Origin of the sequence: Paenibacillus sp. EKM10P, from assembly GCF_011800655.1 — a bacterium.
Taxonomy (GTDB): Bacteria; Bacillota; Bacilli; order Paenibacillales; family Paenibacillaceae; genus Paenibacillus; species Paenibacillus polymyxa.
In genome coordinates this window covers 485,225-512,042 of sequence record NZ_JAALET010000003.1, presented here as the reverse complement: position 1 = coordinate 512,042, position 26,818 = coordinate 485,225, and the positions used below count along the sequence as shown (strand labels likewise).

Genomic DNA, 26,818 nt, shown 5'->3' with positions numbered 1-26,818 from the left:
AGGGAACTATTGTGATACCATTGGGTTTAGCAGATTTTTTTGTGGAGGGAGTTCCTATGCATGTCCCAGAACCTATTGAATTGACGAAAGGAATACCAGGCCAGCCGTGCCCTATTGCCCAAACGCTTGATTTAATCGGAACCAAATGGACTTTTTTAATTATTCGTGACCTTCTGATCGAAGGAACACTGAGATTCAGCCAGCTTCAGAAATCCATGAAAGGAATTAGTCCCAAGACGCTTTCTCTGCGCCTAAGGGAACTCGAAGACAACGGTCTATTAGAAAGAAAGGTTTATCCGGAGGTTCCCCCGCGGGTTGAATATTCGTTAACGGAAAAAGGGAAGCGCCTGGAAGGTATTTTTATTGAGCTGAAGAGATTTGGCTTAGATTTAAAAGTAGATCATTGAGGATTTAACTGAAACATGCAAGGTATCGTTGAGATGAACGATGCCTTTTTTGTGTTCTAAAAAAGAGTGTCTATCGAATTGTTCACAAAATGTTCACTTATGTGAGAGTTTCGACTATTTATATAATTAGCAAAGCAAAAGAAGGGATGATGGAATTGCCAACAACGAAGAAAGAAAATTTTTATTTTGGTTTAATGATGTGCTTGGGGATGGTCGTATTCATGACATTGTATAATCTATATACAAATGGCTTGATTGGCACCATGTCTCTAAAGGCAATGCTTCTTCAATTTATTTTATGTTTTATCACTGCTTTCGTATTGGAATTATGTATTGTCGGTCCAGTAGCAAAGAAAATAGCCTTCTCATTACCGTACGACAAATCCAAAAAGCTATTTGTAATTCTATCCCTTTCATGTTGTATGGTCATTGGCATGGTTCTCTGTATGTCACTTTATGGTTTGGGGACGGCTTACTTTTTTAATAGTCTTTCCGAAGGCTCATTATTTAAAAATTACTTTTCTTTAGTTGTTAAGAATTTTGCGTTTGCTTTTCCTCTACAGCTCTGCATTGTAGGGCCGCTTGTTCGCTATTTATTTGTTAGATTCGTGAAAGGTACAAGTATGGGGATGCCATTAGGCAAAAACGTAGTTAACGACGGTATTCGATAGCTCAACAGCCGCCTTCTGTCTGAGAAGGCGGCTTGTTTTATCCAGAAGCTCAGTACCTTATAGCGTTTGCCCGCTGTCTACCGTAATGATCTGGCCTGTCATGGCTTCCTGTTCCAGGGCAGAGCAGACCATGCTGGCAATATCCTCAGGTGTGGAAATGCGCTGTAGCAGCAGATGAGGAGCCAATTGTTTCATTTGTTCTTCCCTACCTGCCCACCATCTTGTCGCCACCGCGCCTGGTACGATGCAATTGACTCGAATATCAGGTGCCAGCGATCGTGCTAACGACTTAGTCAGCCCGTGAACGGCTGCTTTGGATACTGCATAGGGTAGCGAGGAACCTAGCCCTGTTTGTCCAGCTATACTTCCCAGATTGACGATAGCTCCTTGTTGACGATGCTTCATATAAGGAGCCACGGCTCTGGCACAGTAAAACATGCCTTTCACATTAACATCCAAGAGATCATTCCACACTTCTTCTGTAACGGCCTCTAGATCGTCCATCGGAATATGATGTGTAATGCTGGCGTTATTCACCAGCACATCAACTGTGCCGTATTGCTGAACAATCTGCTCGATCATCGCTCGAACTTCCTGATCTCGGGAAACATCTGCTTGTAATGCAATTGCACGTCCTCCCTGCTCAAGTATCATACGTACAGTTTCCTCTGCATCGTCTTTAGAGCGGGAATAGTTTACGACGACTGTAGTCTTTCGATCCGCCAGCTCCATACATATCGCTCTCCCAATTCCTGTGCCGCCACCTGTAACCAGTGCTACTTTTTGATATAAATTCATGTATATTCGCTCCTTATCCAACTCGCTAGTTTTGTGTGACCCAAATAATACAAACTGATATAGATCATTGTAGAGGATGTATTATATTATGTATAATTGAATTAACTGAACTTGAAATTCAATAAAACTGAATTAAACGAGCGACTTAGGAGTAGGAGAATGGATATTAAAGCACTTAAAACATTTCAGATGATTGTGAATTGCGGAAGTTTTATGCGTGCAGCGGAAGCGTTGAATTATGCACAATCCACCGTGACGATGCAAATACAGAGACTGGAATCCGATCTAGGAGTTCAGCTGATTGAACGGGGCAAGAAAATAAAGTTAACTGAAGCGGGCAGGATGTTTTACGAGCAAAGTCTGCATATTGTAAAAGATATGGAGCAATTGCAGGAAAATATGGAGAACCTGCAAAAGGGAACCGCAGGCGACATTCGCATAGGGGTGACTGAACCGACCGCCAGTTACCGACTACCTGAAATTTTAAAGCGATTCTTAAACCATTATCCTTACATTCGGATTTCTGTTGAGTTTGGGAATACCCCTACATTAAGCGAGCGTATTCTCAAAGGGGATGTGGACATCGCATTATGCTCTGCTCCGGATTTGGGTACAGAACTATATTTTGAACCTTTATTTAAGGAGAATTTTGTAGTTTTGATGCCTGAACATCACCCTCTTGCACAAAAGGAGTGCATTGGACCCGCAGATTTGCAAGGGCATCGCCTACTTATTACGTCGTCCATCTGTCCCTATCGGCGTAAACTTGAAATGGTCATGAAGGAACATGGAATAACCACGTTAGACACGATGGAAATTGGTAGCATGACGGCTCTGAAATCTTATGTGGAATGTGAATTGGGGATTGCCCTTGTGCCCCAAATTCTAGTCCATCCTGTCCCGGTAGGAACAGCGGTGAGGCAATTAAGCGGCAGCCTGATCGATATGACCTTTGGTCTTCTTTGTAAAGCAACTGAGGCACCGCTAAAGCTAGCAAGCGCAAGGCTTTATTCTGTGTTAAAGAAAGAACTGGGGCAATTGTCCTGAGCATACGATAACAAACCGACTGCAATAGGCAGCCGGTTCGTTTGTTTATTTTTTCGTAATCGGAATCCATACTTCACTTCGGTAGTCCTCAGCATGAGCATCCCCCATGGTATACACTTCCAGCTCGGGACCGCCCGAATGCTCATAATTGCTGGCAGGGAACCATTCTTGGTAAATTCTTTGCCATACCTTCTGGATCGAGTGAGGCATAGGGCCGATGGATGTAAACACGGCCCAGGTGGCAGCCGGGATGGTTCTGGCTTCTAATCCGTTCGAGGCTGCTACGTCTTCGTTACCCTCTGCGGCGATAAGGTAGCTAAACGTCTCCTCACCATGCTTCATGTCCAGACATATACCGAGTATATCGTCGCCTGTCCCCAAGGCATGAATGCGATCTGATGTGCCATCTCCGTTAAGCCGATCCCAGAATTTTGGGATTTCCCGAAGATTTTCACCGTTCTTAGTAGTAACTTGAATGGACTTCCCAATGACCGTAAACGCCGCCTTCTCTACAATTTTATAATCCATTTCCTGATCTCCCTTCAGCGATAGGTGGAAGGTGATGCGCGGAAAGGCTTTCAGGTTCACTCCCGGGTTTCTGGCCTCAGAGGGAGAAATACCGTGTACCTTTCGGAACGCTTTAGAAAAAGATTCGGGGGAATCATATCCGTATTTGAACGCAACATCCAGTACTTTGGTGGTAGAAAGACTCAACTCCTGAGCAGCCAGGGTCAATCGACGTTTGCGCACATATTCTGCTACCGTAACGCCAGTCAGCATATAAAACATCCGTTGAAAATGAAAGGGAGACGAGTAGGCCGCCTTTGCAATTTCATCGATATTGAGGGGTTGCTGCATTCTATCTTCCATTAGATCGAGTGCGTTCTTGATCCGAACCAACCATTCCAACCACATCACCTTCCTTGGTTGTAATCATATCATTCACGGTGTCCGTCATCCTGTCTTTGCGTGCTGTTGTTGAACAGGGTTTCATCAGCCTGCCCCCTTGTGTTCATAATTAAAATTTGGGACAATAAAAGAAGTGTTTGAATAGCGCAGAGCGCTCAAACATGCTATGATGCAATGATAGTTGAGACGAGTCGTGATGGCTAGGGTTTATATATAGAAATACGAATTTTAACGTTTGTGAAAAGAGGATCGAACATGAAAAAGGAATCCATTTATGGATTAACGTTAGACCAATTGACAGCATGGCTCATGGAGCATGGACATAAAAAATCTCGGGCATTACAGGTATGGGACGCATTGTACCGGAAACGAATTACTGATTTTGCGGCGATGACAGAGGTTCACGAGAGTTGTACTGGCTTGTTGGCGGAGCACTTCTCTATTGAAACCCTGGAAGAACACGTGAAGCAACAATCAGCAGACGGGACGGTCAAGTTTTTGTTCCGCTTGCAGGATGGGAATTTGATTGAGACGGTATTAATGCGGCATAAGTTTGGACTATCCGTATGTGTGACGACCCAGGTGGGATGTAACATTGGATGCAGCTTCTGTGCGAGCGGATTGTTGAAGAAGAGCCGTGACCTTTCCAGTGGTGAAATTGTAGGACAAATCATGAAGGTGCAGCTGTATCTGGACCAGGAACGTCCGGGCGACCGGGTCAGTCACGTTGTGGTAATGGGGATTGGCGAACCGTTTGATAATTTTGTGAACCTGTCCAATTTCATTCGGGTCATTAAGGATCACAAAGGGCTGGCAATTGGGCCGCGGCATATTACTGTGTCTACCAGTGGTCTTGCTGATAAAATTATTGAGTTTGCAGATTCCGATCTGCACGTCAACCTTGCGATCTCCCTCCACGCTCCGAATAATGAGATTCGTACCCGCATTATGAAGATCAATCGGGCGATCCCGATTGAGAAGCTCATGCAGGCGATTGATTATTATTTGGACAAAACCAATCGTCGGATTACGCTAGAGTACATCCTCCTGAAGGATGTTAATGACGGTAAGGAGCATGCGCTCGAACTGGCTGAGCTGGTGGGCCATCGTTGCAATCTGGCGAATGTGAACCTGATTCCGTACAATCCGGTGGATGAGCATAGTCAATACCAGCGGAGTGAGTCGGAGTCGATTACTGGCTTCTATGATGTGTTGAAAAAGCAAGGCATTAGCTGTAGTGTTCGGCTGGAGCACGGAGTCGACATTGATGCGGCCTGTGGACAGCTACGCAGCAAGCAAATTCGCAAGGATGCGAGCGGCAGCCGCAATGCGGAGCGCGAAGCGATTAGTTAAAATGTACGAGCGTACTCTCTAACAGGAGTACGCTTTTTTTATACATGAGTCATGGAACAAAACGCCAACTATAAATGTGAAAATAGTCACGTAATAGTTGCTGCTTTTACGTTATAGTGAGTGGTTAGTGGAGGGGTTATATGGCTAACGTAATTTCAAATGTGGCGCTCGTTCCGGGCATTTATGTAATGAAGATAGAGGGCAAATTTAAAGGGAAAATGGGTCAGTTCTACATGCTGCGCAGCGGGAATGGTTACCCACTGCTGCCAAGACCCATCAGCATTTATGATATCGGGGAAGAGAGCATTTCCTTTTTATACCGGGTTGTTGGAGAGGGGACCCATCTATTTTCCCAATTACAGCCTGGTCAGGAGATTCAGTTGGAAGGACCTTTCGGAAACGGGTTTCCGCAGGTCGAGGGCAGTCTAGCTTTAATCGGCGGTGGCATGGGTACAGCACCTTTGTTGTTGGCTGCAAAATATTACCCACATGCAGACGTTTATCTGGGTTTTGCACAGCAAGCCTTTGGGGTTGAAGCGTTCGAGGCTGCGGCAGCATCTGTACAGGTCAAAGTAGGGGGAAGCATCGTCGAACGGGTCGATCCGGCTCGTTATGCGAATATGTTTTCCTGCGGGCCCACTCCGATGTTGCAAGCACTCGCGCTGAAAACGGCGGGTACAGCGTCCCGTTTATATATTTCAACAGAAAGACACATGGCCTGTGGTATTGGCGCATGTTTGGGCTGCACCATGCGTACCCGTGAAGGCAATCGGAGGGTATGTAAGGAAGGGCCTGTATTCCCGGTGGAGGAGGTGGAGTTCGATGATCTCCATGGCGTGTAATATAGCAGGTGTACCGTTCAAAAATCCAATTATCATGGCATCGGGTACGTTTGGATTTGGGCGTGAGTTTGCGGAGTTCTATTCTCCTGAACTTCTCGGCGGCATCGTCGGCAAGGGACTAACCCTTCATCCGAAGGCGGGGAATACGGGGCAACGAATACATGAGACAGCATCAGGCATGCTGAATAGTGTAGGATTGGAAAATCCAGGCGTGGCGGCTTTTTTGAAGGATGAACTGGATGACATGACTCGCTGGAATACAGCTGTTATTGCCAATGTGGGCGGCTCCAATCTGGAGGAATACGTTCAGGCCGTAGCCATGATTACGGAAAACGCGCAAAAACGCCGTACAATGAACCGCAGAGGCGTTGACATGCTGGAATTGAACATTTCATGTCCCAATGTGAAGCAGGGTGGAATGCAATTTGGTATCCAGACGGAGGTAGCACGGGAGGTTGTGCGTCAGGTGCGCAATGTGACGGCACTTCCGCTAGTTGTTAAGCTGTCTCCAAATGCAGAGAACATCACGCAAATGGCAGTGATGTGCGAGGATGAAGGCGCGGACGGCGTTTCGCTGATCAATACATTTTCTGCAATGAAAATAGATATACGTCGGCGTCGCAGTGTCTTTGCCAACACGTATGCAGGCCTTTCCGGCCCGGCAATCAAGCCGATTGCCTTGCGCATGGTTCACCAGGTGGCGCAGGCGGTATCGATTCCCGTGATCGGGATGGGCGGGATCAGCTCGGTGGAGGACATTATTGAATTCACCATGGCAGGGGCCGCCGCCATTCAGGTGGGAACGTATAATTTTGTCCATTTACATGCAGGGGCTGAGCTGGTATATGGACTAGAACAATGGATGCAGCAGGAAAAGGTGCAGTCGTTGGATGAGATACGAGGAATTTTGTGAAGTTTGGACTCGTTTGTGCATAAACTTAAGCATACAAAACCGGCTTGTCTTTTTAGGCAAGCCGGTTTTGTATTTTATTCTACCGAACCAACCAGACTCGACTAATGGTTAATATCGCATTTGTTCAAGATGAACGAAATTTGATTTTCCAGCCGATGAATGGCTTCCTTGGATGCCTGGTCGTTGGCACCTTGTGCCTGAAGCGTAGCGAGCTCCTGCTTGAGCTGGTGAAGGTCTTGTCCTGCATGGGAGCAGTCGTAATTGCTTTCGAGATTGTCAATCATCCGTTATCCTCCCTTTCGTTAGGTATACGTCCTTATTATGGAGGATTGATCTTTCCTTATTCAGCATATTGTTCTATTTCAGGTACAGACTACGTTAATTCCCGATGAGGCGCGTAAAGCTTGCAGAATAAGAAGGGAATTTGTCAAACAATGTCGAATAAAAAGGGATTATAGGGGCAAGATAGGCTCTTCTTCTCATGGAGAGCTTGATAAAGAAGCTGGGTGATAGGGTTGCGGTTAAAAGGCAAGTTGAAACCGAGAAGACAATTCAAAGTTTCGCTACAATTCATGATTATTATTTTGGTTGTTTTAGTTATTATTATTTCCTTGATTATATCCTTGCTTCTCATTCGTAATTTCGTGATTAACAAGCATTTTGATAATACGAAGGAAAAACTTTCGGGTATTGCCAAGGTGGTTGCCAGTGACAACGATGTGATTCGTAATGTTGAGCGGGGAGTTCCTGTGAGACAGACCCAGGATTACTCGCTTGGAGTCATGCATAACGTTAATGTAGATTTTGTAGTCATACTGAACCACGATTTAATTCGGCTATCACATCCGAATGAAACCATGATTGGCAAGCCGTTCTCTGATCTGAATGATGCCAGAAAGGCGCTATCCGGTCAGGGACATTTCTCTGAGAATATCGGTGTTTTGGGTCAAGGCTACCGTTATTTTACGCCGATATTCAATCAACAGAATGAGGTCATTGGCATTGTATGTGTAGGACTGACCATGAGAACGCTAAATCATGATTTGATGCAGGCGCAGTATACCATTTTTGGAGGACTGATGCTGGGGCTCTTTAGTGGAGTTCTGGGGGCGATCATTCTGGCGCAAAAAATCAAAACGATTTTATTTGGGCTGGAGCCACAAGAGATAGCAACACGATTACGTGAAAAAGTAATTATTGAAAATGAAGTCTCTGAAGGCATTATAGCCATTTCCGCTGATAAGAAAATTATGCTTATGAACAAGGAAGCTAAGGCCAAGTACCAATTGGCGAATCAAGACAAGAAAGCTCCGATTGGCGAGCAAATCGATACCAACTTTTATAACGCGCTCTTCAAGAAAGTGTTTGATGATAAGAAGAAGATCAAGGACCGCTCATTTTATGTGAATGGTATAGAAGTCATTGCGACAGTAACCCCTATACATGTAGAAAATGAGTTTTTTGGGGCAGTGGCTACGCTGCGCGATCAATCCGAAATGATTCATCTTAGTAATCAGTTAAGTGGCACCAAATATTATATTAACTCTCTTCGCGGACAGACGCATGAGTTTATGAACAAAATGCACGTGATCTCCGGACTGATTGAGATGAGGAAATATGAAGAGGTCAGTCAGTATATTCAGCAGCTAAATCACCGGTATCAAAATGAAGTAGGCTTTCTAACAGAGAGAATTAAGGTTCCGGCGTTAGCAGGTTTTATTATGGGAAAAATCAACGAAGCACGCGAGCAAAATATTTCGGTGTTACTGGAAGAGAGCTCGAATGTCTCTAATGTGGAGATGCAGGACATTGTTCATGATGTTATACACATATTGGGCAATTTTTTTGACAACGCTATAGACTCCATTTTACAAAAAAAACAACCCGGCAAAATTGAATTGAAATTGAATTATGAGTGCGAGGGAAATGTGTTCATTTTGAAAGTGAAGGATAATGGTATGGGGATTGATTCCGAAATGCAACAAAGAATATTCGAGCATGGCTTTTCAACCAAAGGAGAGGACAGGGGTTACGGCTTGAATCTGGTTAAAACCATGGTGGATAATCACCAGGGCATCATTGAAATGGACAGCCAACCTGGCCTGGGAACAAGTATCTATGTAGAGTTGCCCTGTACATTGGAGGTGACGAGTGAATGAAGGTACTCATTGTGGAGGATGATCCCATGGTTGCTGAGCTCAACCAACAGTTTATTGAGCGTATGGACAACTTGGATGTGGTAGGTAAAGCAGATACCGTCCAGAAAGCGCAGGATTATCTTCAGAAACACACACCGGATTTGGTATTACTGGACGTGTATTTACCCGGAAAAAGCGGATTAACCTTGCTATCCCATATGCAGGAGCATCAGTACCATGCTTCGGTTATTTTAATTACGGCTGCAAAGGATATCCAAACGGTGAAGGAAGCTGTTTTTTATGGAGTGGCGGACTATCTAATCAAGCCTTTTACATTCGAACGTTTTAAGCTGGCTGTGGAGAAAATCCAGCGTCTGGCCACGGTAATGGAGGAAGGGAACGGAATTAATCAGGCTGTCATTGATCAATATTTTAATAAAGAAGAGCCTATGGGTGTGGAAAAGAAAAAAACTACTGAACATCTATCCCCAAATCTATCAAAAAATCTGTCTAAAAACTTGTCCAAACTGACCATGACTACCATACTGAAGAGTATCCAAAATCTGGACGGACCTTTTTCGGTTGAAACCTTAGCCAGAGAAGTAGACTTGTCCCGTATTACAGTCAAAAAATATATTCAGTTCCTTGTAGACGATGGCCTCCTGATCGAATCGATAGAATACCACAAGGTAGGAAGACCACTAATGCTCTATCAGATCAATTCGGATATAAAAGAACCGCCATTTCCAGTATGATCTGGAGATAGCGGTTCTTTATTGTCCAATGAGTGTGCCAGACTTCCTAATTTATTTCATAGCGAGAACAGGAAGTGGAACCAGATTATCCGAAGAATGAGTTGTAATGATATCATGGAAGTTTTCGTAGCTGGTTTCAATCATGTTGGATAACGCAGTAACCGTATTCGAGCCCGCATGAGGGGTTACCAAAACTCTTGGATACAGCTCCACAAGCTTCTGGATTGTTGGGTCCGGGAGCATTTGCCATGGGTCAAATGCTTTGAAAAATAGTTCTTCCTCTTTAGGAAAGACATCTGTTCCGAACCCTTCCAAATGATTGCTGAGCAAAGCGTCCAGAATGGCTTGGTTATCTTGTAATTCCCCGCGTGAGGTGTTGATGAGAATAGCTCCCTTTTTCATTTTTGCTAAAAAGCTGGCATTAATCATTTGGTCGTTCTGTCCCGGCAGGTAAGGAACATGCACACTGACGATGTCACTCTCTGCCAGTAACTCATCCAAGGTTGTGAATGGAACGACGGCCTTGGCCGCGTCCGATTGGTACACATCATAGCCGATAACAGAAGCACCTAATCCTTTAAACAATCTGGCTTCCGTCAGACCAATGCGACCGACCCCGATAATCCCGACTTTACAATTGTGAATCTCTTTGCTGAACGTATGCTCGTCCACAATAAAATTTTTGAAAGAGCTTTTGGTAGTCATATAAGCGGTGTGACGGAGCAGCATCATAGCCAGCGTTAGGGATAACTCTGCAATAGCATTCGGAGAGTAGGATGGGACGCGTGCGACCTTCATTCCAAATTCGCTGCAAGCATCCAAATCAATGTGGTTGATTCCGACCGTTCTGGTGAAAACATATTGAATGCCGTACTTATTGAATTTTGTAAGATTTTCTCGATTGGCAGCACAGTTTCCTCTTAACAAAACAGCATCGTGATGCTGCGCCAGTTCTGCATTGCTGGAGGTCAGTAGCTCTTCTACCAGCGTCAGTTGAAAGTTATATTTATTAAGCTCATGGAAATAGGGCTTCTCATATGAACGGGCACCATAGCAGATGATTTTTAACATGTTGTTTTCCCCCTGGTTTAGAAAATTCCAATTTTATCGATGACATTGAGCGTAATGATCCACACTGGGATCATGACGACGGAAGTAATAGTTGATAGAAGCGAAGCGTTGGAAGTCAGTACAGCTTCCTTATCAAAACTGATAGCATAGGCTGCGGCTACGGTAGCTGTAGGAGTAGCCATCATAATGACAATAGTAGATAAAGCGACAGTATCGACCGACAGAATATGAGATACAGTCAACAAAGCCAGCAAAACGATGTTCACAATAGGTACTAGCCAAACTTTAACAAGGCTGTAATACCATGATGTCTTGTCTGTAGCTGCCGATTTGAAGCTGATCTCACCCAAAGTCGAGCCAATGGATAGCCAGGCCAGTGGAGAAGCTAGTCCGGCAAGGTAAGTCATGGGCTTGAACAGCCAGACAGCGGTTTGGTCAATTCTTAGAAAAGCAAACTGCTGAATGGTTCCATCCTCTGTAGCCACACTCATTTGTGGTAAATAACCCTGGAACAACCAAACAAACAAGCCTATAAAAGTCGCGATAACGATCGGATTCAAAAACATAGTTTTGAGATTTTTAAGCTCCATTTTTAAGCCGCTCATTTTGATATAGCCATAAGAATATAAGAAAATGCGGTAGCCTATATTAAAAATGGAACTGTACATGACTCCGGTAGGACCGTAAATGGCACCGACGATGGGAATTCCAAAAAAAGTAGTAGAACCGAAAATGGTTAGTACCCGTAAAACATCCTGCTTATCCTTGTTGTAGCTCAGGAAGAACGGCTTGGAGATAAAGATGAGAATGATATAAATGAGAATCCCCCATATTAAAACATTCATGCCTTGTTTTAATATGGTAGGATTGATATCCTGCATGAAAGAATTAAAAGCTAGTGCTGGTAGAGCCACAGTGAGAACAACCTTAGATAGCATCTTTCCTACGGCTGCGGTAAAAATCCCCTTCTTGCGGCAAAAGAAGCCGAGCAGGATAATAAAAACGGTAGAAGCGATAGAACTAACAATGCTGTTATCTGTTAAGGTCGCTGTAATCATTTCCAGTAAAGACATAGATAAAACCCTCTCTTGTACCTTTTTTCACATAAATGATGATGCAAAATGTGACAATGCAATTCCCTGATCTTTTGGCCAAAGTGTTTGGTTTGCACCTTTATAGTAAAAAAACTTTGTGAAAAAAAGAACAATATCTAATTAATTTAACTTATGAAACTAATTTAAAAAATTTATACGTTACATCAGGATGTAAATGTGAGGTGCTTATCAACATACATGCTATAATATAAAAAATTAATTCCAACCTGATTAGTGGGTTAAATGGATAAGACAAGCAGGAGGGTCCGCATGAATCCGATACAACGTATACTGAACAAATTTCAGCTGATCGTGCTGGACGGCGCAATGGCGACTGAACTAGAACGTCACGGGCATGATCTAAACGATAGCTTATGGTCAGCCAAAATCCTCTATGAACATCCAGATTCGATCAAGCGTGTACATCGAGATTATTTTGAGGCTGGGGCAGACTGTGCGATTACGGCGAGCTATCAGGCCACTGTGGAGGGCTATGTTCAACGCGGGCTGAGCGAAGATGAGGCATTGAAGCTTATCCAGTCATCGGTGCAGATTGCTGTACAGGCACGAGATGAGTTTTGGGCCGATGTGACGGCTACTGCGAGTCAGCAGACTCGTCCCAAGCCGCTGGTTGCGGCCTCTGTCGGACCCTATGGGGCGTTTCTCGCTGATGGTTCAGAGTATCGCGGCGATTACAAGCTGAGCGAGGAGCAGCTTATGGAGTTTCACAGGCCGCGCATGAAAGCTTTGATCGAGGCGGGAGCAGACATTTTAGCTTGTGAAACGATACCCTGCATGGTTGAAGCCAGGGCCATCGCCTGGCTGCTGAAGGAATTCCCCGGCACGTATGCCTGGATCAGCTTTAGTGCAAAGGATGAGCAGCATATCAGTAACGGTGAGTCTATCGCCGCATGTGCAAAGTGGCTGAATGAGCACGAGCAGGTGGCTGCAGTAGGGATCAATTGCACGTTGCCCAAATTCATTCCATCCCTTATTCACGAAATACACAGCCATACGGATAAGCCGGTGGTGGTATATCCCAATCTGGGGGAGGAATATGACCCGGTCACCAAAACATGGCAAGGCCATACTTGTACAGAAACGTTCGGACAGAGTGCCCGTCAGTGGTATGAAGCAGGAGCGCGTATGATTGGTGGCTGTTGTCGGACTCAGCCACAGGATATTAGAGAAATCGTGGCATGGTCGAGAGAGGTATAACGAGGATAAACTTTTAGGGAAGGTTATCATGAAGTTTTCCTCCATTGCCGCAAAAGAACAAGCAGGCTGAACCGAGTTATAATCCAGTAATGGAGCAACCTGGTTCAGCCTGCTTTTTGTAAAGAATGAATTTCTAAAGCCTCGCTTCGTTCGCTATTTCTCTACCTCTCTACCTCTCTATCTCTCTATCTCTTTGCCAATCCGGATCAGCTTTCCACCAAACGTTCCAGCAACGCATCTCCATTGCGGCTGACCCGAATATAGGCGTAACGAGCGTTCTGTTCAACAGTACGCCCGGTTCCTTCAGGGATGAAATAATTCTCAATACCGTACAGAATACGAGAACCATTCCATTGTCCGTTAAGAATGATTTCATGATTGGCAAGCACTTCACCATCTTGATATAGACGATCAGCGATGTATACTCCTTGGCTATCTGGTGTGAGAACGACTTTAACTTTGCCTCGGTTCCAATCCTTCTCCTGAAGAGGGTCCTTGGAAGGAGGGGTAGAAATATCGTAATTCAGTGCCACATAGTCGCCCTGCAACAGGGAACGTGGGTCTATAGGAGCTAGCTTGAGCTTAACGGAGGCACCTGTGGCGAGCAGGGTTTCACTTCTCGCCGTCTGATAGCCGATAATCCCCAGCTGTAGTACGATGACGATGGCAATGAGTAACGGGCTTAAGCGCATAAAGCTAAAGCTGCGGTGGTCGGCGTCGAATGCTGCTTTGCCGCTATGAGCCATTCGTCGATCGAACCACCAGGTAATTCCGAGTGTAATGATCCCCAGCAGCACCAGTGTAAAAGATTTATACAGCAGCGTCCACAATAAATCATAGTATTTGAAGCCGATAAAAATAAACCAGAATACGACGCTCGTAATGGCCTGCGATTTGTGTTTGTGACGAATAAAGGCAAAGACCATCCATGTAACGATAACAAAATAAAAAATATTAATGAACATATAGGAGTGTGGAATGACATCCTCAAAAAACGTCGCCCAAAACAGGAACAATAAGCTGAAGAATAATGCACTATCCCGAAGATGTTCTTTTAACTCTGTCTTGAGCACAAAGTAGCTTACCCCATATAACACGGCATTGAGCACGAATAGGGCGAAGATGATGAATTCATAGGTCCAGTTCCAACCATACCATTCTTGATACTGCTTTAATAAAACAGTCGCCATATTCAGGTTTACAAAAGTATAGGCAAAAAATTGCTGCCTTTTCCCCTTGGAGCGAAACCATCCGGCGATGGAAACGATCAGAAATAATACTGAAAGTAACGTCTGGTCTGACCATAGAATGGCCGCCAGACCGGTAATATAGCTGATGGTCAGCAGTGTATAACGGACTACAGAATCCAGCTTGGACTCCGGTATGACAATCATCGTAATCATCAGCAGCAAAGACACACTCAGCAGTACATATTCGGTGTGATTTACGTTTGTGCTAATCACAATCAGTCCAATGAGGGATATACTGCCAATCAATACTCCAACCACTTTGATTACACGGGATACGGTTTTGCTGATCCATTCACTACTGCGGTCTTCGGAAACAGTTGTCTGCGCATCGGATTTTGCGATATCTTCTTTGTTCTCATTGGGTATTTCTCCAGCCTCCGGGGACGGTTTTCCCAAACGATTTAAATAACGAAAAAACCATACGTTACCCGTCAGTAGCAGTGCCACAAAAATCAAACCGAAAACAAAGAATAGAGATGAAGAGTACGCCTCTGCCAGCTCTATAAATTTAAAGACAGCAAAAGCCGAGAGCGCCAATGCATTTAAGGTCAGTAACGTTTTATTCAGCCGAACCTTGATAAATATATAAAATCCTAAAGCAATCACAGCGATATGCGGTATATTCATGATCAGGCCATACCCATCGAATGCAAAGGAGTTGGTCATCGCCAACATAGCTATATGGAGAACAGTAAAGCTCATATATTGTAGTGGAGCAGAATGTATACGATGAAGGAACGTCAATAGAAATAGAACCAGATTGAATATTGCGAACACTCCAGCAATGGACAACGATTCCAGTTGGCTATAAGCCGCGCTTTGCATCGTTGGATAAAAATAAAGCCATACCCCCAAATGAATCAATACATAAGACAGCATATAAAAAGGATTATAGCGGGTGATCCAGCTAAGCAGTAAAGCCGGCACTGACCAAATGAGAAACAATCCATAGCTGTCTGCATGGGAGTTGTAAATTTGACCGAGTAACGCCACGGAAACGCCGAAGGCTACACAGCCAGCCAGCAGAAATATATTGGACAGAAAAGCTTGTTGCCCGGGAACAGCACGAACACGTGCAAATACAAAAGACAAGCCATAGAACAAAACAATAAGCGCAATAGCTAGCACAATTTTGGCTGTCCGATCCAGTCCGCCCCAATTGGAGGCGAAAAAATAAATAATCGCAGCCAGTATCAGTGAGATGCCCAGCAGATAACCTGTACGTATAGCATTAAATCGCAGCATGGAATTCACGTACCTTTCCTGTTGGTTTGATGCCTATTATAGCGTTGATAGCGCTCAGAACCAAGTACAAATTAGGATCAGGTCATAAAAAAGGGAGAGCCGCCGTATGATGGTGGTTCTCCTGTATCGTTGCTGGATTCCGACTAAGCGTTGGCAGTGCGGATCTCTTGCCGGGACTGATGCCGGAAGCGATATTCTCGGGGTGGGATTCCTGCTGTTTTCTTAAATGCCTTGGAAAAGGTGGACATGTCGGTATAACCGATAGATTGGGCGATGATCGACAGATTGTAAGTGGTCTGTTCCAGTAATCTTTTCGCTTCGTTAATCTTGAGGGTTTGCAAATATTTGGCGGGGGAGATAAGGAAGGTAGAATGGAATTTACGTGAAAAATGCGCACGATCCACACCTACATGCTCAGCAATTTGCTCAATTGTAACACGGTCACAATAATGCATTTCGATGTAATCCTTCCCCTGCTGGAGCCAATAATCAGAGCATACAGAGTTGCACAGAGCACCAGATGTGTTGCGGGACAACTCCTCGAAGATCTGATGTAGTGTAATTAAGCGGGCCAGATCGCTGCCCTGTCTGTTGTGGTCGTTGACGATGGAAAATAGGTTGGAGATCAGTTCGAGGATTTCCTCGCTCACTGCGTTAGCTATAAATGGCTTAGAGGGGTTAATCCCGATCCGCTCCAGTAGCGCCAGAGATTTCGGTCCCTCAAAGGCAATCCATACCTTTTGTAACGGGTGCTCTTGGTAGGTGTAAAATTCATGGGCAAGATGCGGAAAAAAACAGAATACATCAGACTTTTGCACACGATACTTCTCTTCCTTATAAATGAACTCAGCTTGACCTTCAAGTACAAAAATAAAATAAAAATAAGGGACAGCCTTGGGGCCGACATGACAGCTTGTCTTCGAAATATCCATACCCAGTCTGACTGGCCAAATGGCACTGGATTTTTCCAGTTCGGTTGTTGTGAAATAATGGTCTTCCACGATGTCGAAGTGATCTTCATTCTTTGTTCTTCTCATCATTGTCACCTCTCCTTTGGTGGAGATAAGGAAATTTTGATTTTATTGTATATAAAGGAAAGTACAATTACAAGTTAATTCATTGGAATTAAGGGTTATAAAATTAAAACGGTAAAGGCTCCATGGCTGGTTTGAGACGAGCCGTGGAGCCTTATAGAGTTCTGCGTTATACGATTAGCCTGTGTTTATACGTTCAGGATTCCTTCTTTTGGAGTAACATTAAAGGCTTTAGCCAGATCTGATAGCTCCTGATCTGTAATCCGTTGCTGGATATCATGCTTAGCAATCAGCATATAAATTTGCGCTGCTTTTTCAATCGTTTCAATCAGGCCAAACGCTTCATCAATGGAGCTACCTGTTCCGAAAATGCCGTGATGAGGCCATAATACAGCGTGATGATCCTTCATTTTTTTCGCTGTTTCGCGGCCGATTTCGCTGGAGCCTGGCACCATCCAAGGGATTACACCGATACCATCTGGAAAGACTACGATACATTCGGTACACATTTCCCACAGCGTTTTGGTGAATTGGTTTTCGTCCAAACTATGAATAAAGGTCATGGCAATGACATGAGTGGCATGATTATGGATCACAACCCGATGGTTAGGATCGACCTTCAATCGCTCAATATGGCTCATAAAATGAGACGGCAATTCGCTGGTAGGAACCGCGTCATGCTCGAGGCCCCACAAAATTTCTAGCTGCTCACCATCTTGGGATACACGCAGGACTCCTAAATTGGCTTCCGGATCGGCAATAACATTTTTGAAGTACTTGCCTGATCCAGTGACGATAAAATATTTGCCTGCCAGTTCATTCACGGGGAAAGCAGGTTTAATCGTTCGAATAACTTTATGAATATCAATATATTTGGCAACCTCGGCTTCATCCAGAATATAGCTTACATTTCCTCCGTTGCGTTCATCCCAGCCGAATTTCCACATGTTTTGCGTAATTTCCGCCATCTCGCGAACAAATGGGATATCCAGTCCTGATTTTCGTTCTTTTTGATTCTCCAGCACAGTAGTCATGGATGATCTCTCCCTTTGGATGATATAAATATAAAATGATCAGTGCAGTAGTTACCGTTTCAGCAGGACTCGTTGTTCATAGTTTTTAGCCTCGGTTAGCCATTCCTCACGAACAGGAACGCCGTTTTGAGCGCAATAGTAATCCCATACAGCCCCAAACGGATAGGATTTAAACTCTTCCACCAGGGCAAGTCGCGTAGTGAAGTCTCTTTCCTCTTCGGCTTTTTTCAGTTCCTCAATCGGCTCCAGCATGGCGCGAAGCAACGCTTTGATGGTGTTGCGTGTTCCGATGACCCAAGCAGCCACGTGGTTGATACTGCCATCAAAGAAATCAAGGCCGATATGAGTGCGGGAAAGCAGTTCACCGCGAACGAGCTCACGGGCAATGTCCAGCAATTCGTCGTCCATCGTCACGACATGATCGCTATCCCAACGAACAGGTCTGCTGACGTGTAGCAATAATTGATCGGTGAACATCAGCACAGAGGACAGTTTGTTCGAAATGACTTCTGTCGGGTGGAAGTGACCGGAATCGAGACAGATAGATTTCCCCCGTGTCAGGGCGTAACCCATATAGAACTCATGAGAGCCGACGACATAGCTTTCCGAACCGATGCCGAACAGTTTACTTTCAACTGCATCGATGTTGTAATCTGCACTAATTTCCTCGCTGAAAATCTCGTCCAGAGCGTCCCGCAGACGTTCTCTTGGAGCCAAGCGATCCACCGGGGTATCCTTGTAACCATCCGGCATCCAGTGATTAGTGACACAAGGCTGACCGAGTTCCTTTCCAAAATATTCTGCAATTCTGCGTGATTTCTTACAGTGTGTGATCCAGAAATTGCGAATTTCCGGGTCCTTGTGGCTTAGGGTGAAGCCGTCTTCCGCTTTAGGGTGGGAGAATAGGGTCGGATTAAAATCAAGTCCAAGCCCTTGCTGTTTGGCCCAGTCTACCCAGTTCTGAAAATGGCGTGGCTCCAGTTGATCCAAATCTACTTGTTCTGTAGTATCTGCATAGATCGCATGCAGATTAACCTTGTGTTTACCAGGGATGAGCGATAGGGCTTTTTCCAAGTCCTGACGTAGTTCATCTGGCGTACCTGCTCTGCCCGGGTAGCTACCTGTTACGGCAATTCCCCCGCTAAGCTGTTTATCTTTAAACAGGAATCCTTGCACATCGTCTCCCTGCCAGCAGTGCAGTGATATTTTGATTTGTGAGAGCTTCTGTAAAACGTCATCCACCTGAATACCGTGGCGGGCATACAGCTTTTTCGCTTCGTTATAACTCGCTTCAATAGCTTCGTTCATGGCTTTACTCCTTTATTGAGATATGTGAATAGGGGGTGTTGCTTGTATCTTGAGGCGTTCCCAGCGATCCAGAAGCTCTCCCATGCCTTCCACCGGTTGCGGCTCATATAGCCGAGTCGGGAAGGAATTGGCTATGGTTCGGCCAGCAGCTTTCAGATCTCCAAGAGCACCAGAACTGATTAATTGCACGACAATATTGCCGATGGCCGTCGATTCGGAAGGTCCTGCCTGCACCTCAATTTCTAAAAGGTCGGCTGTTAGCTGACATAGTAATTCGTTGTTAGCGCCTCCGCCGACAATGTGCAATCTGGTAATCGTTTCGTCTGTTAAATGTTGTAGCTCATGTAAAGCATCCCGGTAGCTTAAGGCCAGACTCTCAAAAATACAGCGGGCGAGCGCGCCAGGTGTGCGTGGGACAGGCTGCCCGGTTTTTTCACAGAACCTCTGAATCTCAAGGGTCATACTATCCGGATTTAAGAAAGAGGACTGGTTACAGAGGACGAGACTGACAAATGGTGTCTCTGCTGAAGCCAATTGGGCCAATTCGGCAAAGCTATGTGCAGAACCACCTTCTCTTCTAACCTCCTGAATCATCCATAAGCCCATGATATTTTTCAAAAAACGGTACGTGCCGTAAGCGCCCCATTCATTGGTGTAGTTCGCCTGCATAGCTGTCTCGGTATTCAAGGGTTGGGATCGTTCCATACCCAATAGCGACCATGTTCCGCTGCTGATATAAGCCCAAGACTCCTCTCGCGATGATGGAACACCTGCAACCGCTGAGGCGGTATCGTGTGTAGGCACAAGGATGAGCTGACAGTCGGGAAGATCGTATTTCCGAACAAGCTCCGGCAAGATGGAGCCCAGAACACGACCAGGCTCAGCCAGCTCCGAAAATTGATTGCGCCGAAGCTGGAGCAGGGAGAGCAGGTCCTCATCAAACTCTCGGGTGTTCACGTTGAGAAGCTGCATCGTGGATGCATTGGTCATTTCATTGACCATAATGCCTGTCAGGCGATAGTACAGATAATCGGGTACCATCAATATTTTATCTGCTTGGGCGAGTTGTTCCCGATCATGGGCGAACAGTTGATATAGGGTATTAAAGTTTAGTTCCTGGATGCCCGTTTTCTCATATACCTCTTCTCGGCTGATGAGCTGGTGCAGCTTATCGGGGGCATGTAGAGTGCGTGCATCGCGGTATGCGTACACCTCATGGATGCGATGACCTTCCTTATTAAGTAACACGTAATCTACAGCCCATGTGTCAATGCCGAGCGTACAGGAGTCAATCCCGTTTTGTTTGGCTTTTTGTAGTCCCTGGATGATCTCATCAAATAAATTGTCTATATTCCAGTAATCGTGCCCGTTCCTCTCAGTAAAGGAGTTGTTGAAACGATGAAGTTCTTGCAAGTGAATTTGTTCACCTTGTAGAGTTGCACTCACGAGTCTTCCGCTTGAAGCTCCAATATCAACAGCAAGATAGTTGTTCATATCTAATCTCCTTGCATGGATGAAATCCCGGCAGCCTGAAAGACTGCCTTTTGTTTCTTAACTAATTCCATACTACTTCCGTTTGTCTGTGCAGTCAACATAAACGGAAGTATAATTTTTGGTTTTTCTTTTGAATTTAAAAATAAAATTAATTTTAAATGTTGTTTTGTATTGTTTTTTGTTTTTTAATATCTGATTTCTACTATATATATACCTCAAACAGGGATCGGTGTGTTGTTGCGATATTCAAATTGTGGAAGGTTCTCCAAATGCCGCTGTTTGTATGAAAAATAGTCTTGAAACCGCCCGCCAGAGGGTGTAGTATACAAGATATCAATTTCATATGACTCGTATAATATTGGGGATATGGCCCAAAAGTTTCTACCGGATGACCACTGTAATCGTCCGACTATGAGTGATAGCGCATCAGCTTCGGATGAATGCGGGCATTTTATTTGTGCGCCAATCCGTCAGGGATTACGACCCCAAGGACAGGCTTCACTTGAGAAACGACTCAAGGGAGCTTGTCCTTTTTTGGTTTTTGCAGGTTTTATTCTATTTTAAGTACAGAGGAGCGATATTCGCATAATGAAAGCTTTGGAAGAACGTATTCGTCAAGAGGGACAAATTTTATCCGATACGGTGTTAAAGGTAGATTCATTTTTGAACCATCAGGTGGATACAGCATTAGCATTGGAGATTGGTAAGGAGTTCGCACGTCTGTTCGGCAGTGCTCCAATTACCAAGGTGCTTACTATTGAAGCTAGTGGTATTCAATTTGCTATGGCCACTGCTATTGCTTTGGGAGTACCGTTCATTTATGCGAAGAAAAAGAAGGCGATCACGCTGAATGAACAGGTATACTTCGCAGAGGTTCACTCGTTCACTCGGCAGGAAACCTATCAGGTGAGCATTTCCCAAAAATATCTCGATGCCAGCGACCATGTGCTGATCGTGGATGATTTTTTGGCAACTGGTGCAGCTTTGGTCGGACTTACCGATATTGTGAAGGAAGCAGGAGCAGAGCTGGCCGGAGTTGGCTGCGTAATTGAAAAGAGCTTTCAGGAAGGCCGTGGACTGTTGGAGCAAAGAGGTATTGCCGTACGTTCTCTAGCGCGTATCGCTTCCATGGCACCGGGCGAAGTCCATTTTATAGAGGAAGCTGGCACGGTAATTCCTCCCGTTAAGGAGAATGTGGGATGTTAAGTAAACAAAAATTATTTGCGCTGGGTTTCCAGCATGTCATGGCGATGTACGCCGGAGCCATTGCTGTCCCTCTAATTGTAGGGGGAGCGCTGCACCTGACGCCAGCCCAGATGGCTTATCTAGTGGCTGCTGATCTATTCACTTGCGGGATTGCTACATTATTACAGATTATGGGCACACGTTTTTTCGGAAGTAGACTGCCTGTCATTTTGGGCTGTACGTTTACGGCAGTAGGACCCATTATCGCAATTGCTTCGACATCAAATCTGGCGACAGCGTACGGTGCCATCATTTTGTCCGGTATATTTGTGGTGCTTGCGGCACCGTTGTATGGCAAACTGTTACGCTTTTTCCCAACAGTGGTTACCGGCTCGGTCGTTACGATTATCGGTCTATCCCTTATTCCGGTGGCGATGAACAATGTAGCGGGTGGTCAGGGCAGCGCGGATTTTGGACAGCCGCGTAATTTGCTGCTGGCGCTGGTTACACTACTGGTTATTCTGCTTGTCAATCGAGTAGCCAAGGGCTTTTTACGCTCGATTTCCGTTCTTATTGGTCTGTTCGCAGGTACTGTAGTCGCCTATGCGATGGGAATGGTGCATTTTGCTCCCGTAGCGGATGCTTCGTGGGTGAGTATTGCGCAGCCGTTTTATTTTGGTAAGCCGGAGTTTAGCATTATGGCAGTATGTACGATGATTATCGTCAATATTGTGAGCATGGTCGAGTCTACAGGGGTTTATCTAGCAGTAGGTAAAGCGATTGATCAGAAAGTGGAGCAAAAGCAAATCGTCAATGGACTTCGTTCGGAAGGACTTGCAATTATGTTGGGCGGTATTTTTAATGCGTTCCCTTACACGGCCTTCTCCCAAAATGTGGGTTTAATCTCGCTGACTCGCGTCAAATCCCGTAACGTTATTTTTGCTGCGGGCGGCATCATGGTCGTCCTCGGTTTGCTGCCTAAGCTGGCTGCCTTGACGACAGTGATTCCTAACGCTGTGCTGGGCGGGGCGATGATCGTCATGTTTGGCTCGGTTGCTGCATCAGGCATGTCTATTTTGTCAGAAGTGGATCTGCGGAAAGAAAGCAATCTGCTGATTGCAGCATGTAGTATTGCCGTGGGCCTAGGCTCAGCTGTTCTGCCGCAAATGTTCGACCAACTGCCGAGCTTTGCCAAAATGCTGCTGCAAAACGGCATCGTATCTGGCTCGATTACGGCAATTGTCTTGAACATTGTTTTGGCAAGAAAACAGGGTGAATCGGTCAAAGGCGTTAATGTCTCAGAAGTTCCACAGAAGGTTTGATGAATAGGAAATAAACAAAAACAGCCGGAGAGAGGGCGTTGCCTCTTTTCCGGCTGTTTCGCATGGGGTTATCCAGAACTAGTTATTTATTAAGCAGCATGAAATTATTGATAATACCCTCTTTCTGTATGAAGATCGGGGTTTGGATTTTCGAGTGGTAGGAAGAGGCATGGTATAATCTACCTTAAGGACTTTGGATAGTGGTGGATGTTTTCGGATCACGGCGCAGCTTCCCGAAAGGGGGTGAAGCCGATGGTCAACCTTGTGTCGTGCTATGATGTGCTGCGTTGGATGGTTACGTTACTAAGCCTGGTGTTTAGTATTCGTAAACTTTATCGCTGGCTGCGTCGGAAATTTCGGAACAAGCGAAAACCCACCGCGTAATTAGGTTGGCCCCTAACGGTGGGTTTCGTTCGCATTAACATTCAGTTATGCAGCGCGCCGTGGTGGTGATCCACAGCCTTTCAAGTCCTAAGAGTCTTTGCCGTTGGAGCGGCGAAGGCTCTTTTTAGTATACGGATACGGTGGTTATCTCTATACCTAATTTTAACACGTGAATTGCGTGCACGCAACGTTAAGACATACCTTCAATTGCGCGCAAGCAATGAATAGCCTTGGTCTTGATTCACACTATATTATTCAAATTTAAATTATTACGCAACATTTGTTGACAAGCCAGTAGCAACAAAATAAGATAATCCTAAATCGTAATAAAAAGGAATAAAGAAAGAAAACAGGTGTGAGCCGGACAACTCTATATACGAAGTTTCGTAGAGACGATGTAGATAGTTGTTGAGCGTGTTCACTTAAAAGGGAAGTTCGGTAGATTCCGACACGGACCCGCCACTGTATACAGGCATCAGCAGGGTAATGCTGGAGCTTTCAGAACAAGCCACTGGAACTGTGAGGAACCGGGAAGGCCTGAAAGATACGCTTGGAGTCAGGAGACCTGCCTGTTTTGACATCACTGTCAGACCCACGGGATGCTGGGGAGGTGGTTAGGCGTGCTGCATACGGAATGTCTGAAACCGATCTGATCCCTTCTATGTTTTTGGAGCTGGCTTTGAGGTGAGTTTTGACATTTTATAATGAAAGCATTTCTGACTGCTGATCAAGTGGTTGGGAATGCTTTTTCGCGTTTTGCGTTAGGTTTATACGATTTTACAAGATAGAGGGGGAAATGTGGGATGATAGGCAATCGTAATAGGCGTTCATGGTTCATATGTACAGGATTGCTGCTGCTGATGGCAGTTATGACTCTTTCGGGATGTGGCGCAGCCACAAAGACGGAGGATAGCTCGGGCAAGGGTGAGAACACGTCTGCACAACAGACTCAAGCAGATAAAAAGCTAGTGATGGCGTATACGTGGAAACCATCCGGCGTCGATCCGCATGGAGACAATAGCTGGGATGTGATGCGTTCCGGTGCCGGTGAGACACTCATTCGTTTGAATGAAAAGCTGGAGCCTGTGGCTTGGCTAGCCAAGGAGTGGAAACATGATAGTCCTAATGTGTGGTCGTTCAGCGTGCAGGATAAGGTCACGTTTCATAATGGAAAGAGCATGGATGCAGTAAGTGTAAAAGCATCTTTGCTGCGCTCAATCGAAAAAAGCCATCTGGCGAAGGATTTACTGGATGTGAAGTCCATTGATGTAACTGGTCCGCTGACGCTGAAAATTACGACAAACCAGCCGAATGCAGCGCTGGCATCCAATCTGGCTGATCCGTCAACGATCGTGATGGATGTGGCATCCATGAAAGATGAGCAGAGCTACCCTGCAATGACAGGTGCTTTTAAAATCAAAGCCTTCAACAAGGATCAATCCTTGGTCGTCGAGCGTTATGACGGATACTGGGGCGAAAAGGCGCGCTTGGCCGAAGCGACGATGAAATTCATTACGGACGGTAATTCGCGCCTGATGGCGTTGCAATCTGGTGAGGTGGATGTAGCCACGGATATTCCGGTAGATAACGCAGAGGTATTAAAAAAGAACGACAAGCTACAAGTGCTGTCGGCTCCATCCTTGCGCACCCATATGATTGTGTACAACATGGAATCACCTGTGTTCAAGGATGCAACCAACCGTAAGGTGGTGGACAGTCTGATTCCGCGCGCATCCATTGTGAGCGCCGTCATGAGGGGATTTGGTACGGAAGCAAGCAGCCCGTTTCCGGGCATTCTTCCCTTCGGTAAGACTGAGCGTAAAGCATTGGACGGAACGGCGGAGCAGTTGTTGACGAAGGATGGCTGGCAGAAGGATGCCCAAGGTACGTGGACCAAGCAGGGCAAGCCATTCGAGGTTACGCTGCTGACCTTCCCACAGCGTCCGGAGCTGTCCGTCATGGCTGAGGTGATTCAGAGCCAATTGCTAAATGAGGGAATCCAGGTCAAGATTCGCAAGGTGGAAAATATCGATGAGGCGTTGACCAAAAACGATTGGGATTTTGCTATGTACAGCATGCTCACGGCCCATACAGGGGAGCCGCAGTATTTTATGGACATGTTCTACTCCTCTACAAGTGAAGCCAATGTAAGCCGTTATGCTTCCAAACCGCTGGAGAATATTCTTCACAGCCTGAAGTTGGCGAAGGATACCGCACAGCGTAATGCGGTAACACTGCAAGCGCTGGATATCATCAATACAGATTTACCGCAGTCGTTCATTGTGCACCCTGACAATGTGTTTGGTGCGAAAAAAGGAGTAAAGGGCTTTACACCTCATCCGATCGAGTATTACTACATTACAGCGCAATCTGATATTGCGGAATAACGAGCAACGTATCCTATGATTCGTTTTATATTGGAACGTGTGGCGCAGCTGCCCATCATTGTATTCGTTGTATCTACGCTGACTTTTGTACTGATGAGGCTGGCTCCTGGTGACCCTGCTCTCATTTTGCTCACCGCGCATAATGTTCCTGCTTCTGGGGAGGCGCTAACCGCGCTGCGAAACGAACTGGGCTTGAATGAGCCGCTTCATATTCAATATGTGAACTGGCTGAGGGATGTGTTCACAGGACATTGGGGAACCTCGTATGTGTCCAAGGAGTCAGTGCTAAACGAACTATGGAGCAGACTGCCCGCTACGGTGGAGCTAGCTTTGGCGGGCTTTGCCGTCATGACGGTGCTTACGCTTGGGATGGGACTGGCTGCCTCGCTAAAAGTCAGCGGTCCACTAGATCGTCTGGGCAGGCTGTTCGCTTTGCTGGGATCGTCAATTCCTTCTTTTTGGCTTGGGTTTCTGCTGATCTATCTATTTTCCGTTCGCTTGGGCTGGCTCCCATCCATGGGAAGGGAGGACTGGACACATTTAGTACTCCCAGCGCTGACGCTTGGTGCAGGATTGGGAACGGTGCAAGCCCGTGTATTGCGTGCTCAGATGCTGGAGCTGAGTGACCGGAATTTTGTGAAGGCAGCGAGAGCTCGCGGTTTTTCACGTATGCATATTCTCTTTTTTGAGATATTTAAACATGCCGTTCTGCCTATGATCACGCTATTAGGTACGAATCTATCATTTATGCTGGCAGGTAACGTCATCGTAGAAACCATTTTTTCATGGCCAGGGTTAGGAAAGTATTTTATAGATGCAATTACGCAGCGGGATTACCCGGTGATTCAGGGATATGTTATGTTTGCCGCGTTTTTAATTGTAGGTGTTCAGTGTTTGGTGGATGTGGTCCAGACGGTGATAGATCCAAGGCTGCGTTTGCGTTAAGGGGGAAGCTGAAA

At 45.5% G+C, this 26,818-nt stretch carries 25 protein-coding genes and 2 riboswitches; of the genes, 14 read left to right on the top strand and 11 right to left on the bottom strand.

The window, feature by feature from the left end; genetic code table 11:
* The first annotated feature begins 56 nt into the window (after positions 1–56).
* Complete coding sequence (locus HFE01_RS11690; RefSeq protein ID WP_107733890.1) at positions 57–407, top strand: winged helix-turn-helix transcriptional regulator; 351 nt, start codon at positions 57–59, stop codon at positions 405–407.
* A 155-nt stretch (positions 408–562) separates the two neighbouring features.
* Positions 563–1,078 carry a DUF2798 domain-containing protein gene (locus HFE01_RS11685; RefSeq protein WP_107733891.1) on the top strand — a complete coding sequence of 172 codons (516 nt, stop codon included), beginning with the start codon at positions 563–565 and terminating at the stop codon, positions 1,076–1,078.
* Positions 1,079–1,135: 57 nt separating this feature from the next.
* Here HFE01_RS11685 and HFE01_RS11680 read toward each other — a convergent pair whose 3' ends face one another.
* On the bottom strand, positions 1,136–1,876 hold the full coding sequence (locus tag HFE01_RS11680) for an SDR family NAD(P)-dependent oxidoreductase (RefSeq protein ID WP_107733692.1): 741 nt from the start codon (positions 1,874–1,876) through the stop codon (positions 1,136–1,138).
* Positions 1,877–2,035: 159 nt separating this feature from the next.
* On the opposite strand from HFE01_RS11680, the gene HFE01_RS11675 reads away from it, so the two are divergent.
* The gene (locus HFE01_RS11675; protein ID WP_090889110.1) at positions 2,036–2,923 is read left to right on the top strand and encodes a LysR family transcriptional regulator; all 888 of its coding nucleotides are present in this window, start codon (positions 2,036–2,038) and stop codon (positions 2,921–2,923) included.
* Positions 2,924–2,968: 45 nt separating this feature from the next.
* On the opposite strand, the gene HFE01_RS11670 is transcribed toward HFE01_RS11675, so the two are convergent.
* Both HFE01_RS11670 and HFE01_RS27605 read right to left on the bottom strand, forming a co-directional pair.
* Positions 2,969–3,838 carry an AraC family transcriptional regulator gene (locus HFE01_RS11670; RefSeq protein ID WP_167437946.1) on the bottom strand — a complete coding sequence of 290 codons (870 nt, stop codon included), beginning with the start codon at positions 3,836–3,838 and terminating at the stop codon, positions 2,969–2,971.
* Complete coding sequence (locus HFE01_RS27605) at positions 3,783–3,917, bottom strand: hypothetical protein (RefSeq protein WP_256620833.1); 135 nt, start codon at positions 3,915–3,917, stop codon at positions 3,783–3,785. The genes HFE01_RS11670 and HFE01_RS27605 overlap by 56 nt, the downstream gene beginning before the upstream one ends.
* 170 nt (positions 3,918–4,087) lie before the next feature.
* Between HFE01_RS27605 and rlmN the strand changes: the two genes are divergently transcribed.
* From rlmN to HFE01_RS11655, 3 genes are all read left to right on the top strand, one after another.
* Complete coding sequence (gene rlmN / locus HFE01_RS11665) at positions 4,088–5,185, top strand: dual-specificity RNA methyltransferase RlmN (RefSeq protein WP_167437929.1); 1,098 nt, start codon at positions 4,088–4,090, stop codon at positions 5,183–5,185.
* Positions 5,186–5,325: 140 nt separating this feature from the next.
* Positions 5,326–6,027 (top strand): dihydroorotate dehydrogenase electron transfer subunit, encoded by a 702-nt coding sequence (locus HFE01_RS11660; RefSeq protein ID WP_167437928.1) that lies wholly within the window; start codon positions 5,326–5,328, stop codon positions 6,025–6,027.
* Positions 6,008–6,940, top strand: coding sequence for a dihydroorotate dehydrogenase (locus HFE01_RS11655; protein ID WP_167437927.1), 933 nt, complete (start codon positions 6,008–6,010; stop codon positions 6,938–6,940). The genes HFE01_RS11660 and HFE01_RS11655 overlap by 20 nt, the downstream gene beginning before the upstream one ends.
* Positions 6,941–7,041: 101 nt before the next feature.
* On the opposite strand, the gene HFE01_RS11650 is transcribed toward HFE01_RS11655, so the two are convergent.
* On the bottom strand, positions 7,042–7,224 hold the full coding sequence (locus HFE01_RS11650) for a hypothetical protein (RefSeq protein ID WP_016822587.1): 183 nt from the start codon (positions 7,222–7,224) through the stop codon (positions 7,042–7,044).
* Positions 7,225–7,512: 288 nt separating this feature from the next.
* On the opposite strand from HFE01_RS11650, the gene HFE01_RS11645 reads away from it, so the two are divergent.
* Both HFE01_RS11645 and HFE01_RS11640 read left to right on the top strand, forming a co-directional pair.
* Positions 7,513–9,099 carry an ATP-binding protein gene (locus HFE01_RS11645; protein ID WP_243208172.1) on the top strand — a complete coding sequence of 529 codons (1,587 nt, stop codon included), beginning with the start codon at positions 7,513–7,515 and terminating at the stop codon, positions 9,097–9,099.
* A complete protein-coding gene (locus HFE01_RS11640; protein ID WP_167437925.1) occupies positions 9,096–9,833 on the top strand; it encodes a response regulator in 738 nt (245 codons plus the stop codon). Before HFE01_RS11645 ends, HFE01_RS11640 begins: the two co-directional genes overlap by 4 nt.
* A 51-nt stretch (positions 9,834–9,884) precedes the next feature.
* Here the strand turns inward: HFE01_RS11640 and HFE01_RS11635 are convergent, their stop codons facing one another.
* On the bottom strand, positions 9,885–10,904 hold the full coding sequence (locus HFE01_RS11635; RefSeq protein ID WP_016822590.1) for a 2-hydroxyacid dehydrogenase: 1,020 nt from the start codon (positions 10,902–10,904) through the stop codon (positions 9,885–9,887).
* A gap of 17 nt (positions 10,905–10,921) precedes the next feature.
* Positions 10,922–11,977: an AEC family transporter gene (locus tag HFE01_RS11630; protein WP_017426083.1), complete on the bottom strand. Its 1,056-nt coding sequence runs from the start codon at positions 11,975–11,977 to the stop codon at positions 10,922–10,924.
* A 291-nt stretch (positions 11,978–12,268) separates the two neighbouring features.
* On the opposite strand from HFE01_RS11630, the gene mmuM reads away from it, so the two are divergent.
* A complete protein-coding gene (mmuM, locus tag HFE01_RS11625) occupies positions 12,269–13,216 on the top strand; it encodes a homocysteine S-methyltransferase (RefSeq protein WP_167437924.1) in 948 nt (315 codons plus the stop codon).
* 206 nt (positions 13,217–13,422) lie between these two features.
* Here the strand turns inward: mmuM and HFE01_RS11620 are convergent, their stop codons facing one another.
* From HFE01_RS11620 to rhaB, 5 genes are all read right to left on the bottom strand, one after another.
* A complete protein-coding gene (locus HFE01_RS11620; RefSeq protein WP_181955927.1) occupies positions 13,423–15,711 on the bottom strand; it encodes a GDYXXLXY domain-containing protein in 2,289 nt (762 codons plus the stop codon).
* 143 nt (positions 15,712–15,854) lie between these two features.
* Positions 15,855–16,751 carry a helix-turn-helix domain-containing protein gene (locus HFE01_RS11615; protein ID WP_167437922.1) on the bottom strand — a complete coding sequence of 299 codons (897 nt, stop codon included), beginning with the start codon at positions 16,749–16,751 and terminating at the stop codon, positions 15,855–15,857.
* A gap of 182 nt (positions 16,752–16,933) precedes the next feature.
* Positions 16,934–17,779 carry a rhamnulose-1-phosphate aldolase gene (rhaD, locus tag HFE01_RS11610; RefSeq protein WP_123797807.1) on the bottom strand — a complete coding sequence of 282 codons (846 nt, stop codon included), beginning with the start codon at positions 17,777–17,779 and terminating at the stop codon, positions 16,934–16,936.
* Between the two features lie 51 nt (positions 17,780–17,830).
* Positions 17,831–19,087: an L-rhamnose isomerase gene (rhaA, locus tag HFE01_RS11605; RefSeq protein WP_167437921.1), complete on the bottom strand. Its 1,257-nt coding sequence runs from the start codon at positions 19,085–19,087 to the stop codon at positions 17,831–17,833.
* Positions 19,088–19,099: 12 nt separating this feature from the next.
* Positions 19,100–20,581, bottom strand: coding sequence for a rhamnulokinase (rhaB, locus tag HFE01_RS11600; RefSeq protein ID WP_167437920.1), 1,482 nt, complete (start codon positions 20,579–20,581; stop codon positions 19,100–19,102).
* Positions 20,582–20,909: 328 nt separating this feature from the next.
* Positions 20,910–21,013: riboswitch (purine riboswitch) on the top strand.
* 156 nt (positions 21,014–21,169) lie between these two features.
* Between rhaB and HFE01_RS11595 the strand changes: the two genes are divergently transcribed.
* The 5 genes from HFE01_RS11595 (at position 21,170) to nikB (ending at position 26,804) form a co-directional block, all read left to right on the top strand.
* On the top strand, positions 21,170–21,787 hold the full coding sequence (locus HFE01_RS11595) for a xanthine phosphoribosyltransferase (RefSeq protein ID WP_016822598.1): 618 nt from the start codon (positions 21,170–21,172) through the stop codon (positions 21,785–21,787).
* Positions 21,781–23,088: a nucleobase:cation symporter-2 family protein gene (locus HFE01_RS11590; protein WP_016822599.1), complete on the top strand. Its 1,308-nt coding sequence runs from the start codon at positions 21,781–21,783 to the stop codon at positions 23,086–23,088. The genes HFE01_RS11595 and HFE01_RS11590 overlap by 7 nt, the downstream gene beginning before the upstream one ends.
* A 252-nt stretch (positions 23,089–23,340) precedes the next feature.
* Entirely contained in the window at positions 23,341–23,472 is a 132-nt protein-coding gene (locus tag HFE01_RS27600) for a hypothetical protein (protein ID WP_016822600.1), read from the top strand.
* A 382-nt stretch (positions 23,473–23,854) separates the two neighbouring features.
* Positions 23,855–24,059: riboswitch (cobalamin riboswitch) on the top strand.
* Between the two features lie 216 nt (positions 24,060–24,275).
* The gene (locus HFE01_RS11585; protein WP_167437919.1) at positions 24,276–25,859 is read left to right on the top strand and encodes an ABC transporter substrate-binding protein; all 1,584 of its coding nucleotides are present in this window, start codon (positions 24,276–24,278) and stop codon (positions 25,857–25,859) included.
* Between the two features lie 15 nt (positions 25,860–25,874).
* Positions 25,875–26,804 carry a nickel ABC transporter permease gene (gene nikB, locus HFE01_RS11580; RefSeq protein ID WP_017426092.1) on the top strand — a complete coding sequence of 310 codons (930 nt, stop codon included), beginning with the start codon at positions 25,875–25,877 and terminating at the stop codon, positions 26,802–26,804.
* Positions 26,805–26,818: the final 14 nt, after the last annotated feature.

Excerpts from the sequence above, each read along its gene's own strand:
- mmuM (WP_167437924.1), top strand. The coding sequence starts at position 12,269 with ATGAATCCGATACAACGTATACTGAACAAATTTCAGCTGATCGTGCTG.
- rhaA (WP_167437921.1), bottom strand. The coding sequence starts at position 19,087 with ATGAACGAAGCTATTGAAGCGAGTTATAACGAAGCGAAAAAGCTGTAT.
- HFE01_RS27605 (WP_256620833.1), bottom strand. The coding sequence starts at position 3,917 with ATGAAACCCTGTTCAACAACAGCACGCAAAGACAGGATGACGGACACC.
- HFE01_RS11675 (WP_090889110.1), top strand. The coding sequence starts at position 2,036 with ATGGATATTAAAGCACTTAAAACATTTCAGATGATTGTGAATTGCGGA.
- HFE01_RS11615 (WP_167437922.1), bottom strand. The coding sequence starts at position 16,751 with ATGATGAGAAGAACAAAGAATGAAGATCACTTCGACATCGTGGAAGAC.
- HFE01_RS11670 (WP_167437946.1), bottom strand. The coding sequence starts at position 3,838 with ATGTGGTTGGAATGGTTGGTTCGGATCAAGAACGCACTCGATCTAATG.
- HFE01_RS11680 (WP_107733692.1), bottom strand. The coding sequence starts at position 1,876 with ATGAATTTATATCAAAAAGTAGCACTGGTTACAGGTGGCGGCACAGGA.
- HFE01_RS11595 (WP_016822598.1), top strand. The coding sequence starts at position 21,170 with ATGAAAGCTTTGGAAGAACGTATTCGTCAAGAGGGACAAATTTTATCC.
- HFE01_RS11640 (WP_167437925.1), top strand. The coding sequence starts at position 9,096 with ATGAAGGTACTCATTGTGGAGGATGATCCCATGGTTGCTGAGCTCAAC.
- HFE01_RS11585 (WP_167437919.1), top strand. The coding sequence starts at position 24,276 with ATGATAGGCAATCGTAATAGGCGTTCATGGTTCATATGTACAGGATTG.
- rlmN (WP_167437929.1), top strand. The coding sequence starts at position 4,088 with ATGAAAAAGGAATCCATTTATGGATTAACGTTAGACCAATTGACAGCA.
- nikB (WP_017426092.1), top strand. The coding sequence starts at position 25,875 with ATGATTCGTTTTATATTGGAACGTGTGGCGCAGCTGCCCATCATTGTA.
- rhaB (WP_167437920.1), bottom strand. The coding sequence starts at position 20,581 with ATGAACAACTATCTTGCTGTTGATATTGGAGCTTCAAGCGGAAGACTC.
- HFE01_RS11635 (WP_016822590.1), bottom strand. The coding sequence starts at position 10,904 with ATGTTAAAAATCATCTGCTATGGTGCCCGTTCATATGAGAAGCCCTAT.
- HFE01_RS11650 (WP_016822587.1), bottom strand. The coding sequence starts at position 7,224 with ATGATTGACAATCTCGAAAGCAATTACGACTGCTCCCATGCAGGACAA.
- rhaD (WP_123797807.1), bottom strand. The coding sequence starts at position 17,779 with ATGACTACTGTGCTGGAGAATCAAAAAGAACGAAAATCAGGACTGGAT.
- HFE01_RS11690 (WP_107733890.1), top strand. The coding sequence starts at position 57 with ATGCATGTCCCAGAACCTATTGAATTGACGAAAGGAATACCAGGCCAG.
- HFE01_RS11590 (WP_016822599.1), top strand. The coding sequence starts at position 21,781 with ATGTTAAGTAAACAAAAATTATTTGCGCTGGGTTTCCAGCATGTCATG.
- HFE01_RS11630 (WP_017426083.1), bottom strand. The coding sequence starts at position 11,977 with ATGTCTTTACTGGAAATGATTACAGCGACCTTAACAGATAACAGCATT.
- HFE01_RS27600 (WP_016822600.1), top strand. The coding sequence starts at position 23,341 with ATGGTCAACCTTGTGTCGTGCTATGATGTGCTGCGTTGGATGGTTACG.
- HFE01_RS11645 (WP_243208172.1), top strand. The coding sequence starts at position 7,513 with ATGATTATTATTTTGGTTGTTTTAGTTATTATTATTTCCTTGATTATA.
- HFE01_RS11655 (WP_167437927.1), top strand. The coding sequence starts at position 6,008 with ATGATCTCCATGGCGTGTAATATAGCAGGTGTACCGTTCAAAAATCCA.
- HFE01_RS11660 (WP_167437928.1), top strand. The coding sequence starts at position 5,326 with ATGGCTAACGTAATTTCAAATGTGGCGCTCGTTCCGGGCATTTATGTA.
- HFE01_RS11620 (WP_181955927.1), bottom strand. The coding sequence starts at position 15,711 with ATGCTGCGATTTAATGCTATACGTACAGGTTATCTGCTGGGCATCTCA.